Source organism: Nostoc sp. S13, assembly GCF_029379315.1.
Taxonomy (GTDB): domain Bacteria; phylum Cyanobacteriota; class Cyanobacteriia; order Cyanobacteriales; family Nostocaceae; genus Nostoc.
This window is the reverse complement of record NZ_JAQYWQ010000008.1, coordinates 93757-116393: the sequence shown is the minus strand read 5'-3', so window position 1 is coordinate 116393 and position 22637 is coordinate 93757. Positions and strand designations below refer to the sequence as shown.

General features: G+C 42.2%; 19 protein-coding genes and 1 pseudogene. 8 read left to right on the top strand and 12 right to left on the bottom strand.

Annotated features, from left to right (window positions below):
- Nucleotides 1–262: 262 nt before the first annotated feature.
- The 3 genes from PUQ00_RS04860 to PUQ00_RS04850 all read right to left on the bottom strand — a co-directional run bounded on the left by PUQ00_RS04860 (nucleotide 263) and on the right by PUQ00_RS04850 (nucleotide 4775).
- Nucleotides 263–1567, bottom strand: coding sequence for a P-loop NTPase fold protein (locus tag PUQ00_RS04860; protein ID WP_300413691.1), 1305 nt, complete (start codon nucleotides 1565–1567; stop codon nucleotides 263–265).
- A 418-nt stretch (nucleotides 1568–1985) separates the two neighbouring features.
- On the bottom strand, nucleotides 1986–3341 hold the full coding sequence (locus PUQ00_RS04855) for a heterodisulfide reductase-related iron-sulfur binding cluster (protein WP_300413689.1): 1356 nt from the start codon (nucleotides 3339–3341) through the stop codon (nucleotides 1986–1988).
- A gap of 84 nt (nucleotides 3342–3425) precedes the next feature.
- On the bottom strand, nucleotides 3426–4775 hold the full coding sequence (locus tag PUQ00_RS04850; protein WP_300413687.1) for an FAD-binding oxidoreductase: 1350 nt from the start codon (nucleotides 4773–4775) through the stop codon (nucleotides 3426–3428).
- Between the two features lie 260 nt (nucleotides 4776–5035).
- Between PUQ00_RS04850 and PUQ00_RS04845 the strand changes: the two genes are divergently transcribed.
- A complete protein-coding gene (locus tag PUQ00_RS04845; protein ID WP_300413685.1) occupies nucleotides 5036–5929 on the top strand; it encodes a DNA adenine methylase in 894 nt (297 codons plus the stop codon).
- Entirely contained in the window at nucleotides 5899–7038 is a 1140-nt protein-coding gene (locus PUQ00_RS04840; RefSeq protein WP_300413683.1) for a restriction endonuclease, SacI family, read from the top strand. The genes PUQ00_RS04845 and PUQ00_RS04840 overlap by 31 nt, the downstream gene beginning before the upstream one ends.
- 190 nt (nucleotides 7039–7228) lie before the next feature.
- Here PUQ00_RS04840 and PUQ00_RS04835 read toward each other — a convergent pair whose 3' ends face one another.
- Together PUQ00_RS04835 and PUQ00_RS04830 are read right to left on the bottom strand one after the other, a co-directional pair.
- A complete protein-coding gene (locus PUQ00_RS04835; RefSeq protein ID WP_300413681.1) occupies nucleotides 7229–7435 on the bottom strand; it encodes a hypothetical protein in 207 nt (68 codons plus the stop codon).
- A 175-nt stretch (nucleotides 7436–7610) separates the two neighbouring features.
- The gene (locus tag PUQ00_RS04830; protein WP_300413679.1) at nucleotides 7611–8543 is read right to left on the bottom strand and encodes a glycosyltransferase family 2 protein; all 933 of its coding nucleotides are present in this window, start codon (nucleotides 8541–8543) and stop codon (nucleotides 7611–7613) included.
- Nucleotides 8544–8855: 312 nt separating this feature from the next.
- On the opposite strand from PUQ00_RS04830, the gene PUQ00_RS04825 reads away from it, so the two are divergent.
- On the top strand, nucleotides 8856–11468 hold the full coding sequence (locus PUQ00_RS04825; RefSeq protein ID WP_300413677.1) for a U32 family peptidase: 2613 nt from the start codon (nucleotides 8856–8858) through the stop codon (nucleotides 11466–11468).
- Here PUQ00_RS04825 and PUQ00_RS04820 read toward each other — a convergent pair.
- Nucleotides 11463–12086: pseudogene (locus PUQ00_RS04820) on the bottom strand (Uma2 family endonuclease). The gene PUQ00_RS04825 and the pseudogene PUQ00_RS04820 sit on opposite strands and share 6 nt — an antisense overlap.
- A gap of 109 nt (nucleotides 12087–12195) precedes the next feature.
- Here PUQ00_RS04820 and PUQ00_RS04815 point away from each other — a divergent pair.
- A complete protein-coding gene (locus PUQ00_RS04815; RefSeq protein WP_300413674.1) occupies nucleotides 12196–12384 on the top strand; it encodes a hypothetical protein in 189 nt (62 codons plus the stop codon).
- Nucleotides 12381–12677 carry a type II toxin-antitoxin system RelE/ParE family toxin gene (locus tag PUQ00_RS04810; protein WP_300413672.1) on the top strand — a complete coding sequence of 99 codons (297 nt, stop codon included), beginning with the start codon at nucleotides 12381–12383 and terminating at the stop codon, nucleotides 12675–12677. The genes PUQ00_RS04815 and PUQ00_RS04810 overlap by 4 nt, the downstream gene beginning before the upstream one ends.
- A gap of 375 nt (nucleotides 12678–13052) precedes the next feature.
- Here the strand turns inward: PUQ00_RS04810 and PUQ00_RS04805 are convergent, their stop codons facing one another.
- Both PUQ00_RS04805 and PUQ00_RS04800 read right to left on the bottom strand, forming a co-directional pair.
- The gene (locus tag PUQ00_RS04805; RefSeq protein ID WP_300413670.1) at nucleotides 13053–13967 is read right to left on the bottom strand and encodes a M48 family metallopeptidase; all 915 of its coding nucleotides are present in this window, start codon (nucleotides 13965–13967) and stop codon (nucleotides 13053–13055) included.
- Nucleotides 13968–14323: 356 nt separating this feature from the next.
- On the bottom strand, nucleotides 14324–14452 hold the full coding sequence (locus tag PUQ00_RS04800) for a hypothetical protein (RefSeq protein ID WP_300413668.1): 129 nt from the start codon (nucleotides 14450–14452) through the stop codon (nucleotides 14324–14326).
- A 207-nt stretch (nucleotides 14453–14659) separates the two neighbouring features.
- Here PUQ00_RS04800 and PUQ00_RS04795 point away from each other — a divergent pair, with 207 nt between their 5' ends.
- Nucleotides 14660–14803 (top strand): hypothetical protein, encoded by a 144-nt coding sequence (locus PUQ00_RS04795; protein WP_300413666.1) that lies wholly within the window; start codon nucleotides 14660–14662, stop codon nucleotides 14801–14803.
- Here PUQ00_RS04795 and PUQ00_RS04790 read toward each other — a convergent pair.
- A complete protein-coding gene (locus tag PUQ00_RS04790) occupies nucleotides 14780–16021 on the bottom strand; it encodes an extracellular solute-binding protein (RefSeq protein WP_300413664.1) in 1242 nt (413 codons plus the stop codon). The two genes, PUQ00_RS04795 and PUQ00_RS04790, sit on opposite strands and share 24 nt — an antisense overlap.
- A 356-nt stretch (nucleotides 16022–16377) precedes the next feature.
- On the opposite strand from PUQ00_RS04790, the gene PUQ00_RS04785 reads away from it, so the two are divergent.
- Nucleotides 16378–16749 carry a hypothetical protein gene (locus PUQ00_RS04785; RefSeq protein WP_300413708.1) on the top strand — a complete coding sequence of 124 codons (372 nt, stop codon included), beginning with the start codon at nucleotides 16378–16380 and terminating at the stop codon, nucleotides 16747–16749.
- 341 nt (nucleotides 16750–17090) lie between these two features.
- A complete protein-coding gene (locus tag PUQ00_RS04780) occupies nucleotides 17091–19055 on the top strand; it encodes a di-heme oxidoredictase family protein (protein ID WP_300413662.1) in 1965 nt (654 codons plus the stop codon).
- A 133-nt stretch (nucleotides 19056–19188) separates the two neighbouring features.
- Here PUQ00_RS04780 and PUQ00_RS04775 read toward each other — a convergent pair whose 3' ends face one another.
- The 3 genes from PUQ00_RS04775 to PUQ00_RS04765 form a co-directional block, all read right to left on the bottom strand.
- Nucleotides 19189–19776, bottom strand: coding sequence for a PEP-CTERM sorting domain-containing protein (locus PUQ00_RS04775; RefSeq protein ID WP_300413660.1), 588 nt, complete (start codon nucleotides 19774–19776; stop codon nucleotides 19189–19191).
- A gap of 727 nt (nucleotides 19777–20503) precedes the next feature.
- On the bottom strand, nucleotides 20504–21802 hold the full coding sequence (locus PUQ00_RS04770) for a nicotinate-nucleotide--dimethylbenzimidazole phosphoribosyltransferase (protein WP_300413706.1): 1299 nt from the start codon (nucleotides 21800–21802) through the stop codon (nucleotides 20504–20506).
- An 87-nt stretch (nucleotides 21803–21889) separates the two neighbouring features.
- Nucleotides 21890–22630 (bottom strand): DUF2232 domain-containing protein, encoded by a 741-nt coding sequence (locus PUQ00_RS04765; RefSeq protein ID WP_300413658.1) that lies wholly within the window; start codon nucleotides 22628–22630, stop codon nucleotides 21890–21892.
- Nucleotides 22631–22637: the final 7 nt, after the last annotated feature.

Here is a 22637-nt window from a genome sequence, read left to right as displayed (position 1 = left end):
ACCGCTCCCGTCACGACTGATACCGCTCCCATCACGACTGAGACCGCTCCCGTCACGACTCAGACCGCTCCCGTCACGACTGATACCGCTCCCGTCACGACTGATACCGCTCCCATCACGACTGAGACCGCTCCCGTCACGACTTAGACCGCTCCCGTCACGACTTAGACCGCTCCCGTCACGACTGAGATGGTTAACCTTATAACATTTAACAAAAAACCTGATACGGTAAGGGGTACAGTTGTACACCTTTATTGCCGATTTATAACCTAAATTCCTTGGCTTCTGCCAAAATCGGATTGATATCAAACCACGACCCATCCTCATCGCGGTATTCAAATACAAACATACTGCGGAGCAAAAGTTCGTATCTTTCATGACCTCTCAAGCTTTTCTCTTGCGCCACTTCATGCAGTAATTCCCATTCATCGGGCGTAATTGCTAAAGTTAGTTCATTGCGGCGTTGTTTAATCACCCTATTTAAACACTCACGCGACAGAGGTGGGTCTTCTTGCTGAAGACAGCGAAATAATAACATCAGCAAATTACGCAAATGACCGCCGCTAACTAAGCACAGTCTTTCTAAAGTATCAGGACTATCAAAAACCTCAGTAATTAAATTCCGGCTTTGTTCCCAACTGACACCAGGAAAAGCCCTCGCCATAACCATCTGTTGCAGCAGCGTAATTCCCTGTGAGAATTGCGAACCATCCTGTACTTGCACAGGAACCATTGGCAAAACCTTGGGGTCTACGCCAAAGCGATTTGTTAGCCTTCCTAAAGCGTTGGAAAAAATCAACACTAGGGGAATAGTATAAACAACATGACAATTTAGCTGGTTTAACTGTTCACCGCGTTCCACAAAGAGATATTCTGGCTGGTAATGACCGGAAGGTTTTTGAGAATTATCCACTCTGTCGAGATTATCGACAATTACCACCAGTCCTTTTTTACCTTGCTGCTTGAGGTTTTCTATAGCAGGCTTGAGCAATTCTTTGTTAATTGATTCTAAAATGCCATTGGTGCGCGGTTCTAAATATTGCCGTAACTGACCGCGAAGTTTGGGACTATCTTTAGTTTTGGCAGTAATCTTGGCAATACCTACAGATAATTGAGCCTCAACCCCAATATTTAGCGGCGTTTGCAAAAACTCAGCAATTTCTGTAAATAGATTTTTAAAGTATCCTGGTTTAAGGTTAATTTTTATTGCTTCCAGGCTTTGACTCACCTCACGAGCTACTGCTAATAAAATATCTGTAATATCAATATCAGCCATATCCAGGCTTTGGCTAGACTCAAAATAAACCACATGAAATCCCTGCTGCTCTAATTCTGCTTTTAGCCGCAGTAACTCAGTGGATTTGCCACAGCCGATATGTCCGGTAAATAATTGACAGGTAGCTTCTTCAGGTGAAAGGCGGGTAATAGTTCGCCCTAATTCCTCAATAATCTTGGCACCACGAACTTTGGAAAAATCAATATAATACTGTCTATCTTCCGGTTTGCTCACAACCAGAGTCTTGCTAGGGTTGCAAGCCTGAAAAAACCTAACTAAATCTAGTTTCATCACAAATCACCTGAAATCAGCCTGACGCTCTTGCCCATTTCAGTGATTATACAGACGACAAAGCCGCTATTTCGGAAAAACTTCTTTAGAGGATGTTTTAAAAGTCCTCTTCTCGGTAACAAAACGTTTTAGTTCTCCCTAAATCCACCTTTTTAAGGGGGATTTTGATTCCGGTTCCCCCCTTTTTAAGGGGGGCTAGGGGGGAACAATAAGTGCCTAAAATCACAGCAAACTACTTTTAAAACATCCTCTTAGATTGACTGATTATTTATGTCTGCTTAATTAAACAGAATTCAGATGAACCCCACCCCCAACCCCTCTCCGCAAGCGAGGAGGGGAGTAAAAACTAGGATTAAAAACGTAGCTTTGGCTCTTTGCTTTAAAATCAATGACAAGACGCCCAGCCCAGAAGAAATATTTACAATTCCAACTTTTCACCCCGAATCGAATAATCCAACAACTCTATCGGGTGAATAACTGCAATCTTTTTACCTTGCAACTGCAAATGTTTAGTAATTTGCAAAGTACACCCCGGATTAGCAGAAGCAATTAACTCAGCACCAGTATTCAACAAATTCTGCACTTTTTGCTGACCCAATTCCTCAGAAACATCAGGTTGCAGCATATTATAAACCCCAGCGCTGCCACAACATAAAGCTGCATCTATTGGTTCTCTCAACTTCACACCTGGAATTTGTCGCAATACCTGACGCGGTTGTACGCTAATCTTTTGTCCATGCAATAAATGACAAGCATCTTGATAAACTAAATTCAAGGGTTTATCAGTTAGTGGCGATAGTTTTGCTGTTAATCCAACAGTTGCCAAAAATTCTTGAGCATCTTTAACCTTAGCGGCAAAATCCTTTGCCTTTTCCCGATATTCTGGGTCATCTTCTAAAATGTGACCGTATTCCTTCAAAGTATGACCGCAACCAGCAGCATTGATAATTACGAAATCTACATCAGTATTAGCAAAACTATCAATCATCTGCCTTGCTAAAGCTTTCGCCTGTTCTGCTTGTCCTTGGTGTTCGGGAAGCGCTGCACAACAACCTTGAGATTTTGGAATCACAACTTCACAACCATTTGCTGTTAAAACTCGTACAGTTGCTTCATTCACTGAGGAGAAAAACAGCCGTTGTACGCAACCTAAAATTACCCCGACTCGATACCGTTTCTCACCTTTGGCGCGAATAACAGCAGGTAAGTTATCTTGAAAAGATTTGAGAGTAATTTCTGGCAGAATAGATTCCATTGCTGCCAAACGGGGCGATATTTTCTTGAGTAAACCCGTAGCGCGAAATAATTTGGCAAATCCCAACTTTTGATAAACTAATAACGGAACTAATAAAATCCGTAAAAGTTTAGGATAGGGAAACAGAGAAAATATCAATTGACGAAAAAATCGGTCTGGCAAACTGCGGGGATAATTTCGTTCAACTTGATGACGAGTTGCAGAAATCAATTTGTCATATTGCACACCAGAAGGACAAGTACTCACACAAGCAAGACAGCCCAAACAAGAATCAAAATGTTCTACCGTGGCTGTATTCAGGGCAATCTCACCCTGATTAATTGCATCCATTAAATAGATACGTCCCCTAGGAGAATCCATCTCCTTCCCAAGCACCCGATAACTGGGACAAGTCGAGAGACAAAATCCACAATGTACACAACTATCAATCAATTTTGGGTCAGGTGGATGATTCTCATCAAACCCTTTCAAATTCTTTAAACTAGCCGTATTATTAACAGAATTTTCTGAAACTTGCATATTTCTCTCTTTCTCCTCTCTATCTCAGCGCCCTCAACGTCTCTGCGGTACCCTGCGGGAAGCCGCTCCGCGTCTACGTTAAAATTAAATCCCACCCACAAACCGACCAGGACTTAAAATATTCTTACTATCAAACTGTTCCTTAATACGGCGCATCAATGGCAAAGCATTTTCCGTGTAGCCCCAAACATCTATTTGTTGTTTAACCGTCACTGGTGCTGACAATATTGTTAAAAAACCTCTATGAGCTTGAGTGCGTAGGCGTAGCCCGCCGTAGGCATCGCTTTTGGCAGAGCCTAGCTCGTCGCGCACTTTCAAAACCTGATTTTTATCCTCTAATTGTAACAAACCCAAACCACTACTTATATGAATTAAACCCAACTCTACCTGGGTCAAAATTTCTACGGCAGCAGTCGGTAACACTCCTATTTTGCAGGTAATTACTGATTCTGTAGCAGTAGTATGTATTCGTTCTTGCAATCTCTGCCATAGAGTAACTTCATCATCATCTGCAAAAATTGCCCCATCTAAACCTAACTTTTGCCCTACTTCCAAAACTCGGTTTGACTGTTCCTTAACACTCTCATTAATACTTTGAAAGCGGGCAATTAATCCTAGTCCTTGACCCAAACCTAAGCTGGACACCAGTTTAGTTGATAGCAAATCAGCCTGGACTGGTGTTAACGCCGAACCTCGAAGGATATTAGCAGCTTGAGACACAGCCTCTGCACTGCCTGTTAGTACCACCGTGCCCGATGCTTCTGGTAGCGGATACAGGCGAAAAGTTAGTTGACTAATAACTCCTAATGTGCCATAAGACCCAGTAAGCAACTTCATCAAGTCATATCCGGCAACATTTTTGACTACTCTTCCCCCAGCTTTGGCGACTTGTCCATCAGCACGCACAAAGGTAATACCTAGTAACTGGTCGCGCACACTACCATAACGTTGCCGCAGAGAACCTGTATCACCGGTGGCGACAATACCGCCAATGGTTGCCGACTCTGGGGCTGTGGGGTCAATGGCAAGAAATTGCCGCGACTTTCCTAAAAGTGCTTGGAGATGAGAGAATTTCATCCCAGCTTCTACCGTGACAGTGAAATCCCCAACAGCGTGTTCAATCAGTTGGTTGATGCGTTCTGTACTGACTACGACATCAACGCCCTTAACTAAACCGCCCCAGCTGAGTTTACTGCCACTACCACAGGAGAGGACGCGCCAGTTGTTTGTGTGAGCTGTGGCGATGACAGCAGCTAGCTGTTCTTGGCTGCGGGGATAGACGATACAACTGGGTGAATTTCCAGAAGCTATAGCCTGTTGGATACGTTTTTGCTGACCTAGTTCGATATTTTCCCAAAGGCAAACAGCATTTTCTTCCCCGACGATAGATGCAAAATAAGAAGCGCACACGCCTTGCGGCTTGTCGTTAGACATCGCTTTGATTTAGTTTATTTTTTACGCCCTACATCTAATTTACCGGCTAAACTGACCAAAAAAGCGGATTGTTACCGTCAGTCATCAGAAAACAGCCCAATTGTCGGGGGTTAAGAATTTAGACTAACAGTGTACCCCTACGGGCAAGCAAGCTACGCATAGGGTCTCGTACAGAAGATATCGCTGATTTCATACTTTTGTGCCATAGTATTTTAGACCTCTTTTTAAAGATTAGAAGCCTACTCTACAAGGATAAAAAAATGGGTAAAACCAAGCTGATAGCTTTTGGCTGGTATGGTGGGAAGTTCAGCCATCTTGATTGGCTTTTACCTCTATTACCAAATGCCCAACATTACTGTGAACCATTTGGAGGTTCAGCGGCAGTTTTGCTCAATCGTCATCCTTCACCATTAGAAACGTACAATGACTTTGATGGTGAATTAGTAAACTTTTTTCGTGTATTGAGGGAGCAAAAAGAAAGTTTAATTGAAGCTATTGGTCTGACTCCCTTTTCTCGTGAAGAATTCGAGATAGCAATCTCTGAGCCTACCCAAGATTTATCTGATTTTGAAAGAGCTAGACGATTCTTCATCAGAGCTAGACAGGTTAGAACTGGGTTAGCACAGAAGGCAAGTTCTGGTAGGTGGGCACACTGTAAACTAACAAGCCGTGCAGGGATGGCTGGTGCAGTTTCCAGATGGTTAGGAAGTGTAGAAGATTTGCCTGGGATTGTTCAAAGACTTTTACGAGTTCAGATTGAGCATGACTCAGCAATTAAAGTGATTCAACGCTACGATTCTGAAGAGACTTTGTTTTATTGCGATCCTCCGTATCCACATGCTTCAAGAGGCGATCGTCAAGCTTACGCTTATGAGATGACAGATGAACAACATCGGGAACTGAGTAATATTCTTCATAATATCAAAGGCAAAGTTGCTATCTCAAGTTATCAATGCTCTCTTATGGAAGAACTTTATAGTGATTGGAAAAGCATCGAAGCACCCACTAAAGTTTGCCATTCTACAAAAGGATTGCGAACGGAAACCCTGTGGGTAAATTATGCGCTAGACGATATTACAAAAAATACTGTTAATAGCACTCAGACACAACAGGCAAAATCTCAATGTCAACCCCAGCAGCTATCCTTGATTTAGCTTTTGAAAGGGTTGTTTTCGATTTGACACAACCAGTTATAGATGATACTGCTATCTCTAGTAATGTGGAATTTGTGTGTCGTAACCCTCAAAATCGAGCGGGTGTTCGATTGCTGTTAGCCTGTTGTTTGGCAAAATCTCATAAACCAAATCTAGATATTCGCAAACCCTATACCGAAATTGGTGGTTTAGACTGTTATTCAGGCCGGACATACGATGAAAGATATATTACGAGCTTTATTAATAAACACGAATTACCATGTAACCCAACAACGGCTTTCCTCACTCCAGCACTGCGTAATCGAAATATTTTTCTTACACCTGAAGTAAATTTAGTCGGCAAACCTCCAATTCTTTACAAAACTGTACTTTACCTGCTTGATGACGTTTATTCAGGTAGAGTCTTAGCTGAAGATATGCTTGCCGAAACTATCAGATATCTTTTAATCGTTAAAAACGAAAAGCGTCAACGTATTGCTAGTCTGCTGGCAGATTTGAGAACAGTTGAAGGTGGGACTCCGCTCTCTACTGAAACAATTGTCAAGTTGATTGAGCAGCACTTGAACTGTCGTCATTCTAGTCGCTTGCCTGTTCTGATTGTAGCTGCTGCTTACCAAGCGGCTTCAGCTTATTTGGGACAAAGCCATCTAGTTCTTGCAAGCCATAATGCTGCGGATGAGCAAACAGGGGCACTTGGAGATGTAGAAATTATACTTCTCAACGAAGAGAATGTAATTACTAGCTATGAAATGAAAATGAAGAAGGTTACGGTGGATGATATTAACCGTGCCATCCAGAAAATTAGAAATTCTCGTCAAAATATTGACAACTATATCTTTATAACTACATACTTGATTGATCAATCTGTTCAAGAATATGCTTCAGGCATTTATGAACAAACAGGTGGAATTGAACTTGTAGTTCTGGATTGTATCAGTTTTATTCGTCATTTCCTACATCTTTTCCATCGATTACGAATGGTTTTTTTGGAGGCATATCAACAATTAGTACTTGATGAACCTGACAGTGCTGTAAGCCAACCTTTAAAAGAGGCATTCCTCGCACTACGCCAAGCTGCTGAAAGTTGCAAAGAGGAGTTAGAAGAATGAATGTCTATTTATTATTACAGGACCTTTACGTTGGTGTAGCGTGTCCAAAGCAACTAAACTCTCTAACTATCGTTGCTATCGGCAGAAATAGTGAGAGTTAATTGTCTTGAAAAGGAATAAACTCATACTTGAGATAAAATTCCTTTGCTTGCAAATCGATAGCATCACCTCTGACAGCATATATTCTAATTTATTGAGAAGCACGAACAGCACGATAGAGAGCATCAACTAACAATTTGCCTCCCAAACCTTGTCCTTTAACCGAATTATCTACAGCTAATCTCCCAATCAGCATTACTGGAATCGGATAAGTTGGCATTCCACTCTGATCAGATTTTGGTAAGGATTCATACTCAATAACGCTGGCACTGACAGTATAATAGCCATCAATCTTCAAGCTTGCTGATGCCGGAATTGCTATAAATGTTTTAGCAATTCCTCTAGTATGATTTTAAGCCTGTTGAACCAAAAGCTGAAAGCACTGATGCTAAAGAATGAAATTTTAGTGGGGTAGTCTGTTTGATTTGGTAAAATCCTATCAACTAGATAAACTAAGCAGAAGACAGACAATATCATGCAGGCCATTTAGTGCTATAGGTTTTAGCAAATGATTCGCCAATTTCCTTCGTTTTAGCTCTGAATGGAATATCTACCATAATATAAAACAACAATTTTCCAGCTAGATAAAATTCTCGCTTTTTGATAAATAAAAATAGACGATTCGGTGTTTGTAGAACTTGATGATAAGGATGATTATTAAAGCTTTTATTCAACTCTACTTTTGGCAGTAGTCGTTTTAGTATCAATATAAACCCAAGAATTAACAATGCATAGTACTGGAGAACAGATCCATATTTCAACTTTTCATAAAGATAATTCAAATCTCCGCCTAGTCCTCTCCAGATTCTATTTTCAGCAGGAGCCTGGAAATGATCTGCTTTGACTGTTTTAGCCTTAATAATCTTAAAACCATGCTTTTGTATTCGTCGTGCTAACTCGTGTTCGTCGCAAGCACTGCTTCTAAAATATCGAAGATTTGTATCGAAGCGAAAATGATCAAACATTTCTCGTCGTAATGACCAGAGGCTACCAGTACCAAATGTTATTGTTCCTTTGCTAGAACCACCTTGTTCGTAAATACATCCCCAAATAGTCATCACATCTGGATCTTCTGTGTAGACTTTAATTAATTCATTAAAGCAATCAGGGAATGGACTTACATCGTCGTCCATTAGGACAATAATCTTACCTTTGGTGTGAGCAACACCGAGATTTCTAGAAAAGCAAGCTCCTTTGTTTTGATTATTCCTTAGAACAAGAAGGTTTTTTATATTCTCGTCACCAGTCTTGAGAAAACTTTGTGTATCGTCTGTTGAGGCATCATCAACTATTACTACCTCATAGTTTGGATAGTTGAGTTTAGCGATCGCTGGAAAACTATAGCTACGTAAACTTGAGGCTCTATTATATGTTGCAATTACAATAGATACAAGTGGCTGTTCCATATACTTTCATCTGTATATATCTTGTAATGTATTTAATTGAAAATTCTCAAAATTTAGATTAGAAAATTCCCAAAATACTTAATCTATAATAGTTTGCATAAATCTATATCTATTACCGCATATTTACTGAAATAAGTAATAAGTAAAATAAGAAAATCTAAAATTATTAAGGAAAATACTTAAAAACAGTCATAAGGAATTATTGAACTTCTGTTAATTTTAAATAGCGATCGCCTCTAGCTACCCTTTCCCACCATTCCTCGACAACTTAGATAAAATCACTATGGTGCTAGTTAACCCTCCCTAAATCTGATGAAAAGCAATATCTCCCTTTCCCAACTATCCCCTCAACGTCCTGAACTACTCGCGCCAGCAGGTAATTGGGACTGTGCTAAAGCTGCTGTGGAAAATGGGGCAGATGCGATTTACTTCGGTTTGGATCGGTTTAACGCCAGAATGCGGGCACAAAATTTTACTGAGGCAGACTTACCCCAATTGATGACATTTCTGCACCGTCGGGGCGTAAAGGGTTATGTCACTGTCAACACACTAATATTTCCCAAAGAACTAGCAGAAGCGCAGCAATATCTCCGCACAATTATTGCAGCAGGTGTGGATGCGGTGATTGTCCAAGATGTGGGTATATGCCGTCTCATCCGTCATCTATCACCTGATTTTCCCATCCATGCTTCCACGCAAATGACGATCACCAGTGCGGCTGGGGTGGAATTTGCCAAGTCCCTCGGCTGTCAATTGGTGGTGCTGGCGCGTGAATGTTCTCTTCAGGAAATCAATAAAATTCAGCAGCAGATTGCCCAACAAGAAGCTTCGCTGCCCTTGGAAGTCTTTGTTCACGGTGCTTTGTGCGTGGCGTATTCCGGTCAGTGCTTGACTAGTGAGGCTTTAGGCGGACGTTCTGCCAACCGAGGCGAATGTGCCCAAGCTTGCCGGATGCCCTACGATTTAATCGCTGATGGGGAAGTTGTGAATTTAAAAGAACGCAAATATTTACTTAGTCCTCAAGACTTAGCAGGGTTAGATGTTTTACCAGATTTAGTGAAATCAGGCGTAACTTGTCTCAAAATTGAAGGTCGTCTGAAAGCTCCAGAGTATGTTGCTAATGTCACCCGTGTTTATCGGCAAGCCCTGGATGGGGTGATGGAGAAATTGGAAAGACCTAACCCCCTAACCCCCTTTCCTACAAGGGAAGGGGGAATAAAAGCTCCCCTCTCCGTTTCAAAGAGGGGTTGGGGGAGAGGTCAAACAAATCAAGAACATTACAACTTAGAAATGGCATTTTCTCGCGGACTCTACACGGGCTGGTTTGGCGGGATTAATAATCAAGAACTAGTTCACGCCCGCTTTGGTAAAAAACGTGGGGTTTATTTAGGTGAAGTCACCCGCATCCACAACGAACAGGTAACAGTCAAACTGGAAGCGCCTGTCAAACCAGGAGATGGAATTGTGTTTGACTGCGGTCATCCAGAGGCCAAGGAAGAAGGCGGCCGGGTTTATGCTGTGGTGTCCAAAGGTAAAGAAACTATGCTAACCTTTGGTCGAAATGACTTGAACCTGCGGCGGGTGCATATAGGCGATCGCATTTGGAAAACCAGTGATCCAGAATTAGATAAGCAACTGCGTCAGAGTTTTGCTGGCGATAACCCACAATTTCAGCGTCCCATTAATATAGAAGTTTATGGAGAAGTTGGTCAGCCATTGATTGCGATCGCTCGTGATCAACTTGGTAATATTGTACAAATTGAGTCTGCAATTTCACTGCTTGAAGCGCACACTAAACCCCTAGACACAGAGCGTTTACAAGAACAATTCGGTCGTCTCGGTAACACACCTTTCTGTTTGGGAACGCTAACCAACTATCTCACTAGTACTGTTATGCTACCTGTAAGTGAGTTGAACCGGATGCGGCGGGAAATCGTGGTGCAGTTGGAAGAATTGCGAAGTCAATCCAAACGCTGGCAATTACGTTATGATGTCTCTTTCCAAGACTTACTCCCTTCCTCATTACCCTCATTTCCTACTCTGCGGGAAGCTAAAGCTACATCTCCTTCACTCATAGTCTTGGTACGAAACCTCAAGCAACTCCAAGCCGCCCTGAAAGCTGGTATTGAAACACTGTACTGTGAATTTGAAGACCTCCGCGCCTACCGAGAAGCGGTGCAGCTAGTACATAAACAAAGGCAACAATCCCCACTCCTCACAATTTGGGTTGCACCTCCTCGAATTACTAAACCAGGGGAAAACTGGATTTTACAGCAAGTACGTGCTTGTGAGGCAGATGGCTATTTAATACGAAACTATGACCAACTGCAATTCTTTGCAGCAGACCGTTATATCGGAGATTTTTCGCTTAACGTTGCTAATCCTTTAACAGCAGACTACTTTCAGCAACGCTTTGGTTTGGAAAGGTTGACGGCATCCTATGACCTGAATATTACCCAACTGCAAGACCTGCTCACCAGCTGTCCACCCCAGTGGTTTGAGGTGACAATCCATCAGCATATGCCGATGTTTCATATGGAGCATTGTGTTTTTTGTGCTTTTCTATCGACAGGGACAGACTACACAAACTGTGGACGACCTTGTGAAAAGCATGAAGTGAAATTAAAAGACCGTGTAGGCAGTGAACACGTTCTCAAAGCAGATGTAGGTTGCCGCAATACTGTATTTAACAGCACTGCTCAAACCGGAGCAGAGTACGTACAGCGCCTCATAGAACTGGGATTACGTCACTTTCGGATTGAATTTGTGAATGAAACCTCAGACCAAGTGAGTAAAACAATACATTGCTATAGTCAATTATTGCAAGGTGAGATTACAGGTTCCCAACTATGGCGCGAGTTGAAACTGCAAAATCAGCTAGGTGTAACTCGTGGCCCTATGGGAGTGTCAGCACTGCGATCATAATTGATTTTCTGAACGCCCAGGTTGAAAAATCTGTTCAGCAGTCAAATTTAATTCTGGGAATGTAGGCGATACGATGCGGTCATTTCCCCGAAACAGGTTAACTTGATACTCACCATCCACCAAATAATAAACGGAAATAGTCGGTTGTTTGGGATTACCTATGTACCTTCTACCGCCCAAAGCTAAATAATCAACAATCCAGTATTCAGGAACGCCAAAAGTTTCGTAGTCAACCAACTTGGATGCATAATCATCCCTCCAATTAGTGCTGACGACTTCGATAACTAAGGGAACGGACGCAGCTTGAGTAACCGTTGAAGACTTTTTCCACATCGGTTCTGATGAAAGATTCTTTTGATTTATGACGATCGCATCAGGCGAATAACCTGATTCTTTGTCAGGAACTTTCACCAGTGCTTGCTTGGGTATGAGGTAAGGGAGTTTTAATCATTTGAACTCTAAAGTTATTTCACCCGCTAAAAAACCATTAATCTCTTCATGATCTCCTACTGGCTGTATTTCAACAATAACCCCATCGTGTAGTTCATAACATCCGCCATCTGGCTTCCAATTGAGGAATTCTTCAAAAGCGATCGTTTTTGGTAAGGCTTGAAACATCACGCTTACTCCTGATGATGATTTAGAGTTTAGCAAATTCTTTAGTATCACATCAGTGAGGAGAATCGCTATAATAACCAGATAGACGTGATTGTAGTCAATGAATGTTATGGAAATCAAAAATATCAAGGAAGAAGCACGACGGCTAATTGACAAATTGCCAGAAAATTTTACATGGGATGATTTAATGTATGAAATTTATGTAAGACAAGCAATAGAAGCGGGATTAACTGATAGTGAAGCGGCAAGAGTCGTTTCTATTGAAGAAGTACGTGCAAAATTTGGATTGCAACCGTGAAAGTTTTTTGGACAGAAACAGCTGTTAATCATTTATCATCTATTTATACTTATATATTTCAAAATTCTCCTCACTATCCTCAAAGACTGGTTGAGCGATTAACTCAACGCTCTGAGCAAATTGCTCAATTTCCATTGTCGGGTCGCATTATCCCAGAATTTGAAACTAAGCAGATTAGAGAAGTTATTGAAGGCTCTTATCGCATTATTTATTATATTAAGTCTGACCAAATTGATGTTCTTGCTGTTCTTCATGGTTCTCAACAAATCGAATCTATCATTGATGAAACTTGATTCTTTACCAGGAACTTTGACCGAAAACGAAAAGGGTACAAGCCCCTCTCTTACAAAGTTCTGATGCCTGCGGCGGGCTGTGCCAACGGATAGCGCCACGGAGAGCGAGTCCGCGAGCGTCGTCAACCTCCGCTCAGACTTTGCGCTAAATTGATTTATGGGGATTATTAATTTTTAATTTTTAATTTTTAATTTTTAATTCCCCGAAGGGGTTGACTTCCCCGTTCGCGTAGCGTCTCCAAGAGTTGGGGCTGACTCTATGCTCAATCAAAGGATTTGGAATTGCTGATAGCACATTAATTAGCAATTCATTGAGCGTCACAAACCTATTTTGAATTGAAAAATTTAATTTAAAATCGGTAATTTAAAATATAATCACCAAGAAGTCAAAAAATTCCACCCCTCCTTTTCTTCCGGTGTCTTTCCTTCTTTTTCTTCCGGTTCTTCTGGTGTCTTTAAATTTTTCTGTTGAATTACATTCTCATATTCTCCTGAATCAACCCATTTTAATAACTCACCAGCCCGCATAACTACCCAGGAAAGCCCGGGTTCTGTATAGCTTAATATTTTGGTAACTTTATCAACAGTATCAAAGCTATTGGATGCAAACTCACGGGCTTGGACGAGAAAATCTTCGATTACAGCAGTAGTCAAGTACTCATCTGGCAAACCTGCAAGTTTCATCAGTGTAATAGTTGCGACGTCAATATCCTGACAAGCCAGCAAACCAGCCCGATCAGCAGTGAATCTAGCCATCATCCGCCAATTATACAAACCCAGTTCCATTCCACTAGCTACCAAACCACCTACCCCCAGTGTGGTACTGCTCAACAAATTTTTCAAAGTTGGCATAACAATTGCCATTTGGTGATAAACCATATGCTGACTCTTGATGCGAGCGACTTCGTGTCCGAAAACGTAAAGCAACTCATCTGCGCCAAGCCACTCCATTGCATCTAAATTGATACCGACAAGGGGTTTTTCCACCCCAACAATGTAGGTTTCAATGTGACCTGTGCCTCTAAACAGATACAGTTCAGGAACTGGAACAACATCAAGAATTTCGCAGGTTTCTACAAATGCTTGATACAATTGGGGAAAATTACGGGGCGAAATTCTAATTTCACTACCAAGGCTTTGTAGCCTGAGTAGGCGATCGATGCCGTATTCATTAATTTTTTTGAGTAGCAAGGAGACACCGGGCATATTTTGCAAAGAAGCCAAGGCTTTGCGATCGAAGGGGTGTTCGTAGACTTTTGAACTCAGTCCAGTTAATAATTTTCTCGTCATGGGTTTTGAGCTTTATCTTGGAGTGTTTGGGAACTTCAGTTACTCAATACGAACGGCTTGTGCTTTCACTAGGCCTGTCGCTAGGGGTTTGGGTAGTAAACAAATCGCAAGTAGCGCCCCTACTAATGACTAACTGACTCGGAAATTTGGAAATTTACAATTTTATCTATGCAAATTACTTATTGGCTATTAGACTTATCCGGAAATGAGAACTTTATTTGGCTGAAACCTAGCTCTGGAGAGGGTTTTAGAGGTTCCTGTTTTATATAAGCTAAAAAGCCAGCTATGTAAGGGTTTCAGCTATTTTGAGGTTTATTTGTGGATAAGTCTATTAGACCAATAGGGTTCAGTTAAGGCTAAAACTCTTTGTCAAAGTCAATTTTTTTAACGAACCGCAAAGGAGAGGCAGCGCGTTGCGGTGAATCCAGCGCTGTAGGCGGGTTTCCCGCCGTAGGCGACTGGTGAACCCGAAGGGGGGTTCCCACGCCACTCCCCCCAACGGAGGGAACCTCCGCAAGGGGGTGGCTAAGAGTTGTAGCGACTGCCGTCGCAAAGGAAGAGAAGGAAGAGAAGCAAGAAATGCTTAACTGAACTGTATTGGCTCATGGGGAGCCACTGCGTTGCGGGGTTCCGCCGACTTGAAGCACTGGCTCCCCTGTTCCCGCGCTGCTTCACCAAAATCTAAAATTGAATTGCCCAATGCCCAATGCCCAATGCCCAATGCCCAATGCCCAATGCCCAATGCCCAATGCCCCATGCCCAATGCCCAATGCCCAATGCCCAATGCCCAATGCCCAATGCCCAATGCCCAATTAAACCTTAATTTTGGCGAATAAAGACTCGTATTGTTTTATTACTGATGGGAGTAAGGGAAGCAAAAATTCACTTTTATCCAAAACTTTGCCTAGGCGTAGCCCATCGTAGACATCGCTGTGTAAGAGGTTCCATAATGGTTCTTGGATATCGGAAGCGGTAATATTTGTAGAAATTGGCGAATTACTTTTGGTGAGTACAGAAATTTGTTTAGCTATGCTTGGTTGCCAACAAAAATCAATCCATTGCTTTGATAAAGTACCCCTAATAATACCTTCGGAACCTACCCAAGTAATACCTTTGGGACGTACCCACAAGTCTGCCCAAATAGCCGTTCCTGACTGGGGAATAACTGCGGCAAGTTGTGGATAACGTCCCAGAACTGGCAGTATGTCGCTCGACCAACCAACCGCTAGCCAAGTGTCTCCCATAATTAGAGGTTCCAAATAGTTATTGGAACTGTAGAACTTCACCTGTTGGTTTAATATCTGTAATTCCTTTTCTAAATCTGGTACTTGGTCAAGATTTTCTGTATTGTAAGATTTTCCGAGCTTCTTTAAGACCAAACCAACAACTTCTCGTGGTTGATTGAGTAGAGAAATGCGCTGCTGCAATCCATGTCGCCACAAATCACTCCAATCTCTGGGTGTCCATCCTAATTCTTGAAACTTGTCACGGTTATAAACAATCATCGTGCTACCCCAGCGGTAAGGCGCACCCCACACCTTTCCTTGAATATCCAAGTCACCTTTGTCGTTACGCGTTACTAGTTTCTTCCACTTTTCATCCAAAGCAGACCAGTGCTTTAATTGGTTTACCTCTTCCTTTTCAAATGATTCAATCAGGTTCTGCTCAATAGCTGCTTTTAGCCAGTAATCTCCCAATGTCACTAGGTCTGCATCAGTAGCTTTTGGTTTTCGCCGCCCATTTTTTATCGACTCAAATAAATCCTGTATCCACTGGAAAAAGGGACTCGGTTTTTGCTGATTAGCAGCTTCTAGTTGTTTTTGCCGCCAATTTTGTTGTAATTGCTCAAATAAATCCTCTATCTGCTCAACTGGAGCAAACTTTAACTCCACCTGTTGCTGCAAACCTTTCTGGAACTGATTAACTACCTGACCAGGTATAGAACCTTTTAATAACTCTACTTTTAGTTGCCTCTGGTTGTTTCCACCACAGCCAAAAAGCAGTTGTGAAAGTGCCAGTGTGCCTGTACCTAGCAAAAAAGACCGTCGATCCATTGATTTTGGATTTGAGATTTTTGATTATACCTAATATTAAGCAGAGATTCACCAAAGGCTAACTAGCTAAAAAAGTGGAGTTGAAAAATTATCGGTATTTTTTCTTGGGAATACCGATAATTTTGAATATTTGACTCAAATTACAGAGTTTTTCGGCAAATCACTAGCTAAATATTAATTTTTCTCCATAAATTTCCTTAGTGGTACTTATGGTCAAGCTTTACTTGTATTTAGAATTAATGATTTAAATGTCACATTTCTACCAAAAATTATCAATACTTAAATAATCCCTAAGTATAATTAAGGTTGCTAGTAAATTGAATAACATAGAGAAAATGTACGGATAAAGGTATTAAATAGAGCTATTACAGCAGCAGATCCTGACTTTAAGCGAAAAACTGGATGCCGTGTGCCAAATAATTGAGCAGCTTGATGGTAAAGTCACTCAAGCTTTCTCGGAGTGTTCTTTAGCGAATACACAAGCAAAGGATAATTATCAGGAAAATGGCGCGTCTGAGGACTACCAGTTCAAAGGACGTAACAGTTTAAATCCACAAATGACACACAAGGATGTATTGACAGATGGCATTTATCTAGACATGCATCGTCAACGTGGAGATAACATAACACCAGAAATTCAAATACAACGACTGACAGCGCAATTAACAGCAGCATACAATCGCATTGCTGCTTTAGAAGAACAATTACTTAGAGAGAGAATTCATTAAATTTAACCTGAGTTCAACGAATTAAAAAAATGTCTGGAGGTAGGGAAGGCAAGCCTTTAGGTTCAATGTCGAGCGATCGCTTTATGTCCATATATAAAAGTATAAGCAACTAGTTCAGCTATCAACTTGATAAAAAACTTAAACACACTATTACATATATTTACGTAAGAGTGTGATATACCTACCTATAGGCTTTTAGTCACTACCTTACTATGAAACAAAAAAACAATCACCCTAAGACTCGTGTCTTTAGGGTATTCTATCGTTCAAAAACCAAGATTTTCTTATTAATCTGCGTTTTCATCATTAGTGTTTTTGGCATCTTGTTATCAAATTGGTTGATGACAAGCCAGACAGCTTTCGCAAAAATTGACTTTTTGCAACCTGCTCCGACTCAACCGCTAGGCTATTACGACTATTTCGGCAAACTGCTAAGTCCTCAAGAAGCATCACAACTAGTTGTAAATAAGGGACTCAATCCTAATAATCCCATTTCTTATCAGCGTGTAGGAGCAGTTAAAATTACTCAAGAATTAATAGCGCAAGGTGAAGATATATTCTTCAACCGTAAGATTGGCGACACATTTGGTTTGCAAGGAGTATTTGGTTTAGGACAAGGCTTCAATGTTGTATCAAATGAAATAGGTGCAGCGATCGCTAATTTGCACGGACGATCAACGACAAACCTAAAAATTACTCTCCAGAAGAATTTAACTATAGGTAGTCGAACTTTTCCCAAAGGGACTGTTATTCCTACAGGTTTAAAAATTCAAAAGGGACAGAGTGTTGCACTAGGAACCACACCTAATGGTGGCAACATTACCTGTGCGCTTTGTCATACAAGCCTTTCTAGTGATGGTAAAACTCTTTCAGGAGTACCTAATGGGGAACTAGCCATCCCTTTGTTTATTGCCTTAGCACCAAATACAGCCGGAGGGTTTGCACGGTTAAACTTTAATCCCCTAGATCCACAATACAAAGGCAATGGTAAGACTATTATTGACAGTAAAGGTAATAAGGTAGAACTACCCGATCCTGAGAAGTTAGAAAAAGCCTTCGACGATGCTGTACTAGATGTACCTTTCGGTCATTTCGAGAGTTCACCAGATGGCATTAGAGACACTACTCAAATCCCCAGTCTATTCACGTTTAAAAATCATCCTTATGCAGCATCAGGAGAAGGAGCCGTTGGCCCATTTGCTGGACTGACCTTTCTTAATAATGCTGTTCACTCTTCAGAAATTAATCTGTTGGCAGCTGCTCAACTTAGTGCAGATACTCTTGGTATTGACCCAGAGGTTTATATTGGTACATTTCTTCAAAACGCTGCCGTTAAGAGTCTACGTTTACCAGAAGGAGTGATAGTAAAACCCTCTGAATGGCTGCGGAAGATCGCACCGAATCCTACACAAGCAGAATTAGAAGACCAAATTCCTGCCCCTGGTACAGGAACCTACCCAAACCTGCGCCCCAGTTTGTTTACTTTAAACGGTTTGGTTTTCAGCCCAAATACTGGAAACCCCAGTGATATTGCTAGCGGCACTTTCTTATTTGCTGACAATGCCATGTCTGCTTTCCAAAATAGCTTAGTACCACCTGCCAACCAGACTTCGGAAAACTGGCAAGCGTTGAACAGCAATTCTGTTAAACGTGGCGCAAAAGTATTTGAGAAAGCCAATTGTGCAACTTGCCATATTCCACCATTCTTCACTGACAACAAAATTCATCCAATTGATGAAATTCATACTAACCCAGCCCGTGCTGAATCTCACTTGGCGCTGAATAAATTGTTAGTACCACCCAAGTTATACACTTTTAATACTCCCGTTCCCATACCTGCGAATGCTGAAGTCCTAGATTTACCAACGCAGGGCATCTCCGATACTCCCACAACTCTACCCAAAGGTATATTGCCAAAAGGTGGTTATAAAACTACTACCTTGCGTGGTCTTTATGTAAGTGCACCATATTTGCATGATGGTGGTGCAGCAGTAGCGGCAGGAAGCCTGAAAGTTGACTCAAATGGTAGTTTCACAGTTGTTAACAAGAGTGGCTTAGGTCTTTCTGGCACTCTAAGCCAAGGTATACCCGCCGATGCAGCTAGCAGCTTGCGTGCCTTAGTTGATCGTGATCTTCGTGCCTTAGTTGTGAAAGCCAACAAAGCTAACCCTAGTTTAGTGCGTAGTAACCTTGATGGCACAGGTCATTACTTCTACGTAGATAAACAGGCTGGGTTTAATTCCAACCAGCAAACAGACCTGATTAATTTCTTGCTGGCACTTGATGACAATCCTGGAAGTTTTTAATAAACTTACGGCTGATATCGTATGTTAATACCAAGTCGTCTAGTGATATATCATGAAGGCGACTTGGTATTACTGTAAGAGTAAGATGGCAAGGGGATTCTAACGCAATCTAGATCGGAGATCCACTATGAACCTACAGATAAATCCCTTTGTGGGGCTTCTTCTGAAAAGCTACTGCTTGCTTTCGCTTTGTCCACCAGCCAAAACCAAGAGCAAGCAATGAGCCACTTACTGTGTAGGGTTCGGGAACAGGACGTGGTATAACACTAAAGCTGCCATAATCTACATCGCTTGAAAGCTCTGAATAACCTTCATTGAAACTACTGTAAAAGAGGTTAACATTCCCATTTCCGTCTTCTCCGCTTCCAGAAACCAGGTAAGAAAAACCGTTCTGGGTTAACAGGGGCGTACTCGCATTTAAGAGATTATCATTGATTCCGTATGTACCTGGTGAGAGCAACCCGATGATTGTCTCAGTAATTCCTTGGGCTTTCCTTGTGCCACTGATTCCTGTGATTGTGTAATTGTTGTTTATGGGATCTAGATCGGTGGTGGTAAGGATGCCGCTAGCGGAAATCGGTGTACCATTAGCCTGATAACTGGGAAAAGAATACTGAAAATCAAATAACTGTACAGCTTGTGCCGCAGAAGATGCACCGACACCAGTGATACTTATAACAGCACTAGCGGTAGCAATACCAAGTTTTTTGACTAATTTCATCAGATAATTCTCCTAAAAAATAAGAAAGTAAACAAAGTTGCATAATCCTCTTCCATCACTCTCGCCAACTAAAAATCTCAGCTAACTTTTAAACCTCATATAGTCAGAGGGTTGAAGCCTTTATTTTCTAACACAATGCTATTAATCATGATTTTTCAGTCAAAAGTCTTGTGCCATAAGAACTTTGCCTTTATTCTTTGGTGAGAGTGATTAAAGAGCGATAAGTAGGTAGGCATAAATAAACCTAACTATATAACGAAATGTAAAAAGCTTAAAAACCTTACTATTGGTTTACTTCGCTTCTCTACGAGACGCTACCCCGTTAAGCGAAACTATGCCGTTGGCGAACGCGGCAGCGTGTCGCAGACAAGCCTCTCAAACGCGGGAGCGTTTCCCTTTGAGAGAAGTGAAGGCTTTACACTTTACACTCAGTTCGCAATGACATAGCTATAAATTTTCTCACCTACCTACTTAGTTCAAATTGGTAGAAAGACGCTCTGACGCACAGACACACAGATAAGTTAGGAGCTTGTGACTTCCTGAGATCAAAAGTTCAGCAGACACGCAGACAGATGCAATTTGAATGACGATTAGCTTATTAACTGTTGATTTGCCTAAGTACGGCTTTGGTAAAATTGTAGCGAATTGAGGGTTGAAATTTAAACGCATAGGCGCGGCGCGATCCGCAGGGTAGGAGCGCAGAGTTATGCAGAGAATTCGCTACAAATTAATGAGATGCTGTACTTAGCCGTTCAAGTTGGGCTTCAATGGCTGCCAAAAGTTGGTGTGGCTGCCAATCTTGGCTAAGATGGGCGGCTATGCAAGCGGCTCCAGCACCCATACCTTCTTTAACAAAGCCCTGCTCATAAGCTCTCAGTTGGGGATAACGAGAATCAGCAAAGCTCAGATCAGTTGCTAATAGGGGAGGGGTTCTTCCACTCGGAGTTAAGCTAACTTTTCCTAAGCTAAGGGCTAAGTCAACTGTAGCGCCAGTAGGATCTTCTGCCACCCAGCGAGTTGTGCCTACAACTACTGCTTCTGGTCGCCATGATAAAGTGTAAACTTGAGCGATCGCACTGATCAGCGCATAAACCGCCAGCATTTGCGTCCCACCAGCCAGCATTACACCACAACTACGACTAGCTGCGATCGCCATTCCAGCTACCACCACCTGCATGGGATCACCCACAGCGGCGACAAGTTGTAGAGGATCTACAGAATTTTGGACTTCGGCTTCTCTACCAGACGCTGCGCGTAGCTTGCTTCCGCGTAGGGGTACGCTCAGTCGAACGATTTGAGATTTTGGACTTTCCTGCGGAACGCTTCCCTCAGTTGAACAATTTTGGATTCGAGATTGAAAGTTTATCTCCTCCTGCTCCTTGCTTTCCCTCATCTTCTCCAGCCCAGCTTGCACTAGTGCCCACTTTTGCGCGTGGTTACAAACAGGGTGACTACTGTTAACTTTTCCGGCAGCTTCTATACCCAAACCAGTTAAGATTGCCAGGGCAGTTGTAGTGCCTCCGACGACGCACTCACCGACAATCAGATATCCCTGTTGGATATTGGCAGCAAGGCGTTCTCCCCAAAGTAGCCCTTGTTCAAACAAATGGTGTACCGTTGTGATTTCCATCGCAACACCTCCACTTAAACACTTAGCAGGAGTGCCACCCAAATCAATTACTGGCACAGCAGGAGGCTGGGGTAAACCAGCATTCAACAAATAAACTGGTGTTTTTAGTGACTCAAAGACGGCGCGAGAAATCAGCACTGGTGAAGCCCCAGCCGCTAATGGTGGTAGGGGATATTGAGCTTTATGTTCTGGGCCGTAATACAAAAACTCGGCATCGGCACAAGCGGTATATTTCCGATCTTCTGGAGTGCGACCAGCTGCTGAAATTCCTGGGATTAAACCAGTTTCAGTAAATCCTAAAACACAAGCAAATACGGGTAGACAACCACGATACTGTCGCAGCCATTCTTCACCCTGTTCTTTTTGGGTATAAATACGAATTTGGGCATTGGGCATTGGGCATTGGGTATTGGATATTGGGTATTGGGCATTGGTAACTGACAAATGACCAATGACAAAGGACAAAGGACAAAGGACAAATAACTATCCCTCATAATCCATGAGGACTTGCACCCAGTGTGGTGGACGGGGAATAGGGTTGCCCAGACGGTCAAAAAGGAACCATGCTGCCAGATGTACCACAAAAAGGTAGATAAAGTTGTTGAGTATAATTAAAGCGATCGCTGCCACTTGAATCAAAAACACACTGGGACTCGCCAACAAACTCAAGCAAAAAAATACCCACTCAATAAACTTAGTCACCTGAGTAATCACATAAATCCACATGTCTTGACCAGTCAAAACAGACAGCAACCACACCTGAAAAAAGAATCCCAAAGTACCCAACAGCGTACCCAAGGTAATAGAAACAATCCAGGGAACACGACGACGATACCACGTCGCCCCCAAAAGCACGCCCATGAACCCGTAGGGCATAACAAACAGCAAACTGCGGGTTGGCCCCATTAGTACCGTCAGCAGTAACCCGGAGGTGAGTGCTGCCATCCATGCCGCACGCTTGCCCCAGCGCAGATAAACTAGAGCAATCGGCACCGGAAAAAATATCCGCAAAACTGGCCCCAAGGGAAAGTAGAAATTAATAAACCAAATTAAGCTAGCAGTACTGGCTAAAAACGCCGTTTCTACCATCCTCAACGGCGCATCAGCCTTGAGTTGAGGAGGCATTAACTCCTGTTCTTTGTCTAACCAATGATTGTGGGGAGTTGGAGATTCCGGGGATGGGTCTTCCTCCGGCTCATCTGGCAGAGAATCTAAAATACTCATATCTGAC

What these genes read in the sequence shown, in the direction of transcription:
- PUQ00_RS04860 (WP_300413691.1), bottom strand. Translation starts at nt 1,567, where the DNA reads ATGAAACTAGATTTAGTTAGGTTTTTTCAGGCTTGCAACCCTAGCAAG.
- PUQ00_RS04855 (WP_300413689.1), bottom strand. Translation starts at nt 3,341, where the DNA reads ATGCAAGTTTCAGAAAATTCTGTTAATAATACGGCTAGTTTAAAGAAT.
- PUQ00_RS04850 (WP_300413687.1), bottom strand. Translation starts at nt 4,775, where the DNA reads ATGTCTAACGACAAGCCGCAAGGCGTGTGCGCTTCTTATTTTGCATCT.
- PUQ00_RS04845 (WP_300413685.1), top strand. Translation starts at nt 5,036, where the DNA reads ATGGGTAAAACCAAGCTGATAGCTTTTGGCTGGTATGGTGGGAAGTTC.
- PUQ00_RS04840 (WP_300413683.1), top strand. Translation starts at nt 5,899, where the DNA reads ATGTCAACCCCAGCAGCTATCCTTGATTTAGCTTTTGAAAGGGTTGTT.
- PUQ00_RS04830 (WP_300413679.1), bottom strand. Translation starts at nt 8,543, where the DNA reads ATGGAACAGCCACTTGTATCTATTGTAATTGCAACATATAATAGAGCC.
- PUQ00_RS04825 (WP_300413677.1), top strand. Translation starts at nt 8,856, where the DNA reads ATGAAAAGCAATATCTCCCTTTCCCAACTATCCCCTCAACGTCCTGAA.
- PUQ00_RS04815 (WP_300413674.1), top strand. Translation starts at nt 12,196, where the DNA reads ATGGAAATCAAAAATATCAAGGAAGAAGCACGACGGCTAATTGACAAA.
- PUQ00_RS04805 (WP_300413670.1), bottom strand. Translation starts at nt 13,967, where the DNA reads ATGACGAGAAAATTATTAACTGGACTGAGTTCAAAAGTCTACGAACAC.
- PUQ00_RS04790 (WP_300413664.1), bottom strand. Translation starts at nt 16,021, where the DNA reads ATGGATCGACGGTCTTTTTTGCTAGGTACAGGCACACTGGCACTTTCA.
- PUQ00_RS04780 (WP_300413662.1), top strand. Translation starts at nt 17,091, where the DNA reads ATGACAAGCCAGACAGCTTTCGCAAAAATTGACTTTTTGCAACCTGCT.
- PUQ00_RS04775 (WP_300413660.1), bottom strand. Translation starts at nt 19,776, where the DNA reads ATGAAATTAGTCAAAAAACTTGGTATTGCTACCGCTAGTGCTGTTATA.
- PUQ00_RS04770 (WP_300413706.1), bottom strand. Translation starts at nt 21,802, where the DNA reads ATGCCCAATGCCCAAATTCGTATTTATACCCAAAAAGAACAGGGTGAA.
- PUQ00_RS04765 (WP_300413658.1), bottom strand. Translation starts at nt 22,630, where the DNA reads ATGAGTATTTTAGATTCTCTGCCAGATGAGCCGGAGGAAGACCCATCC.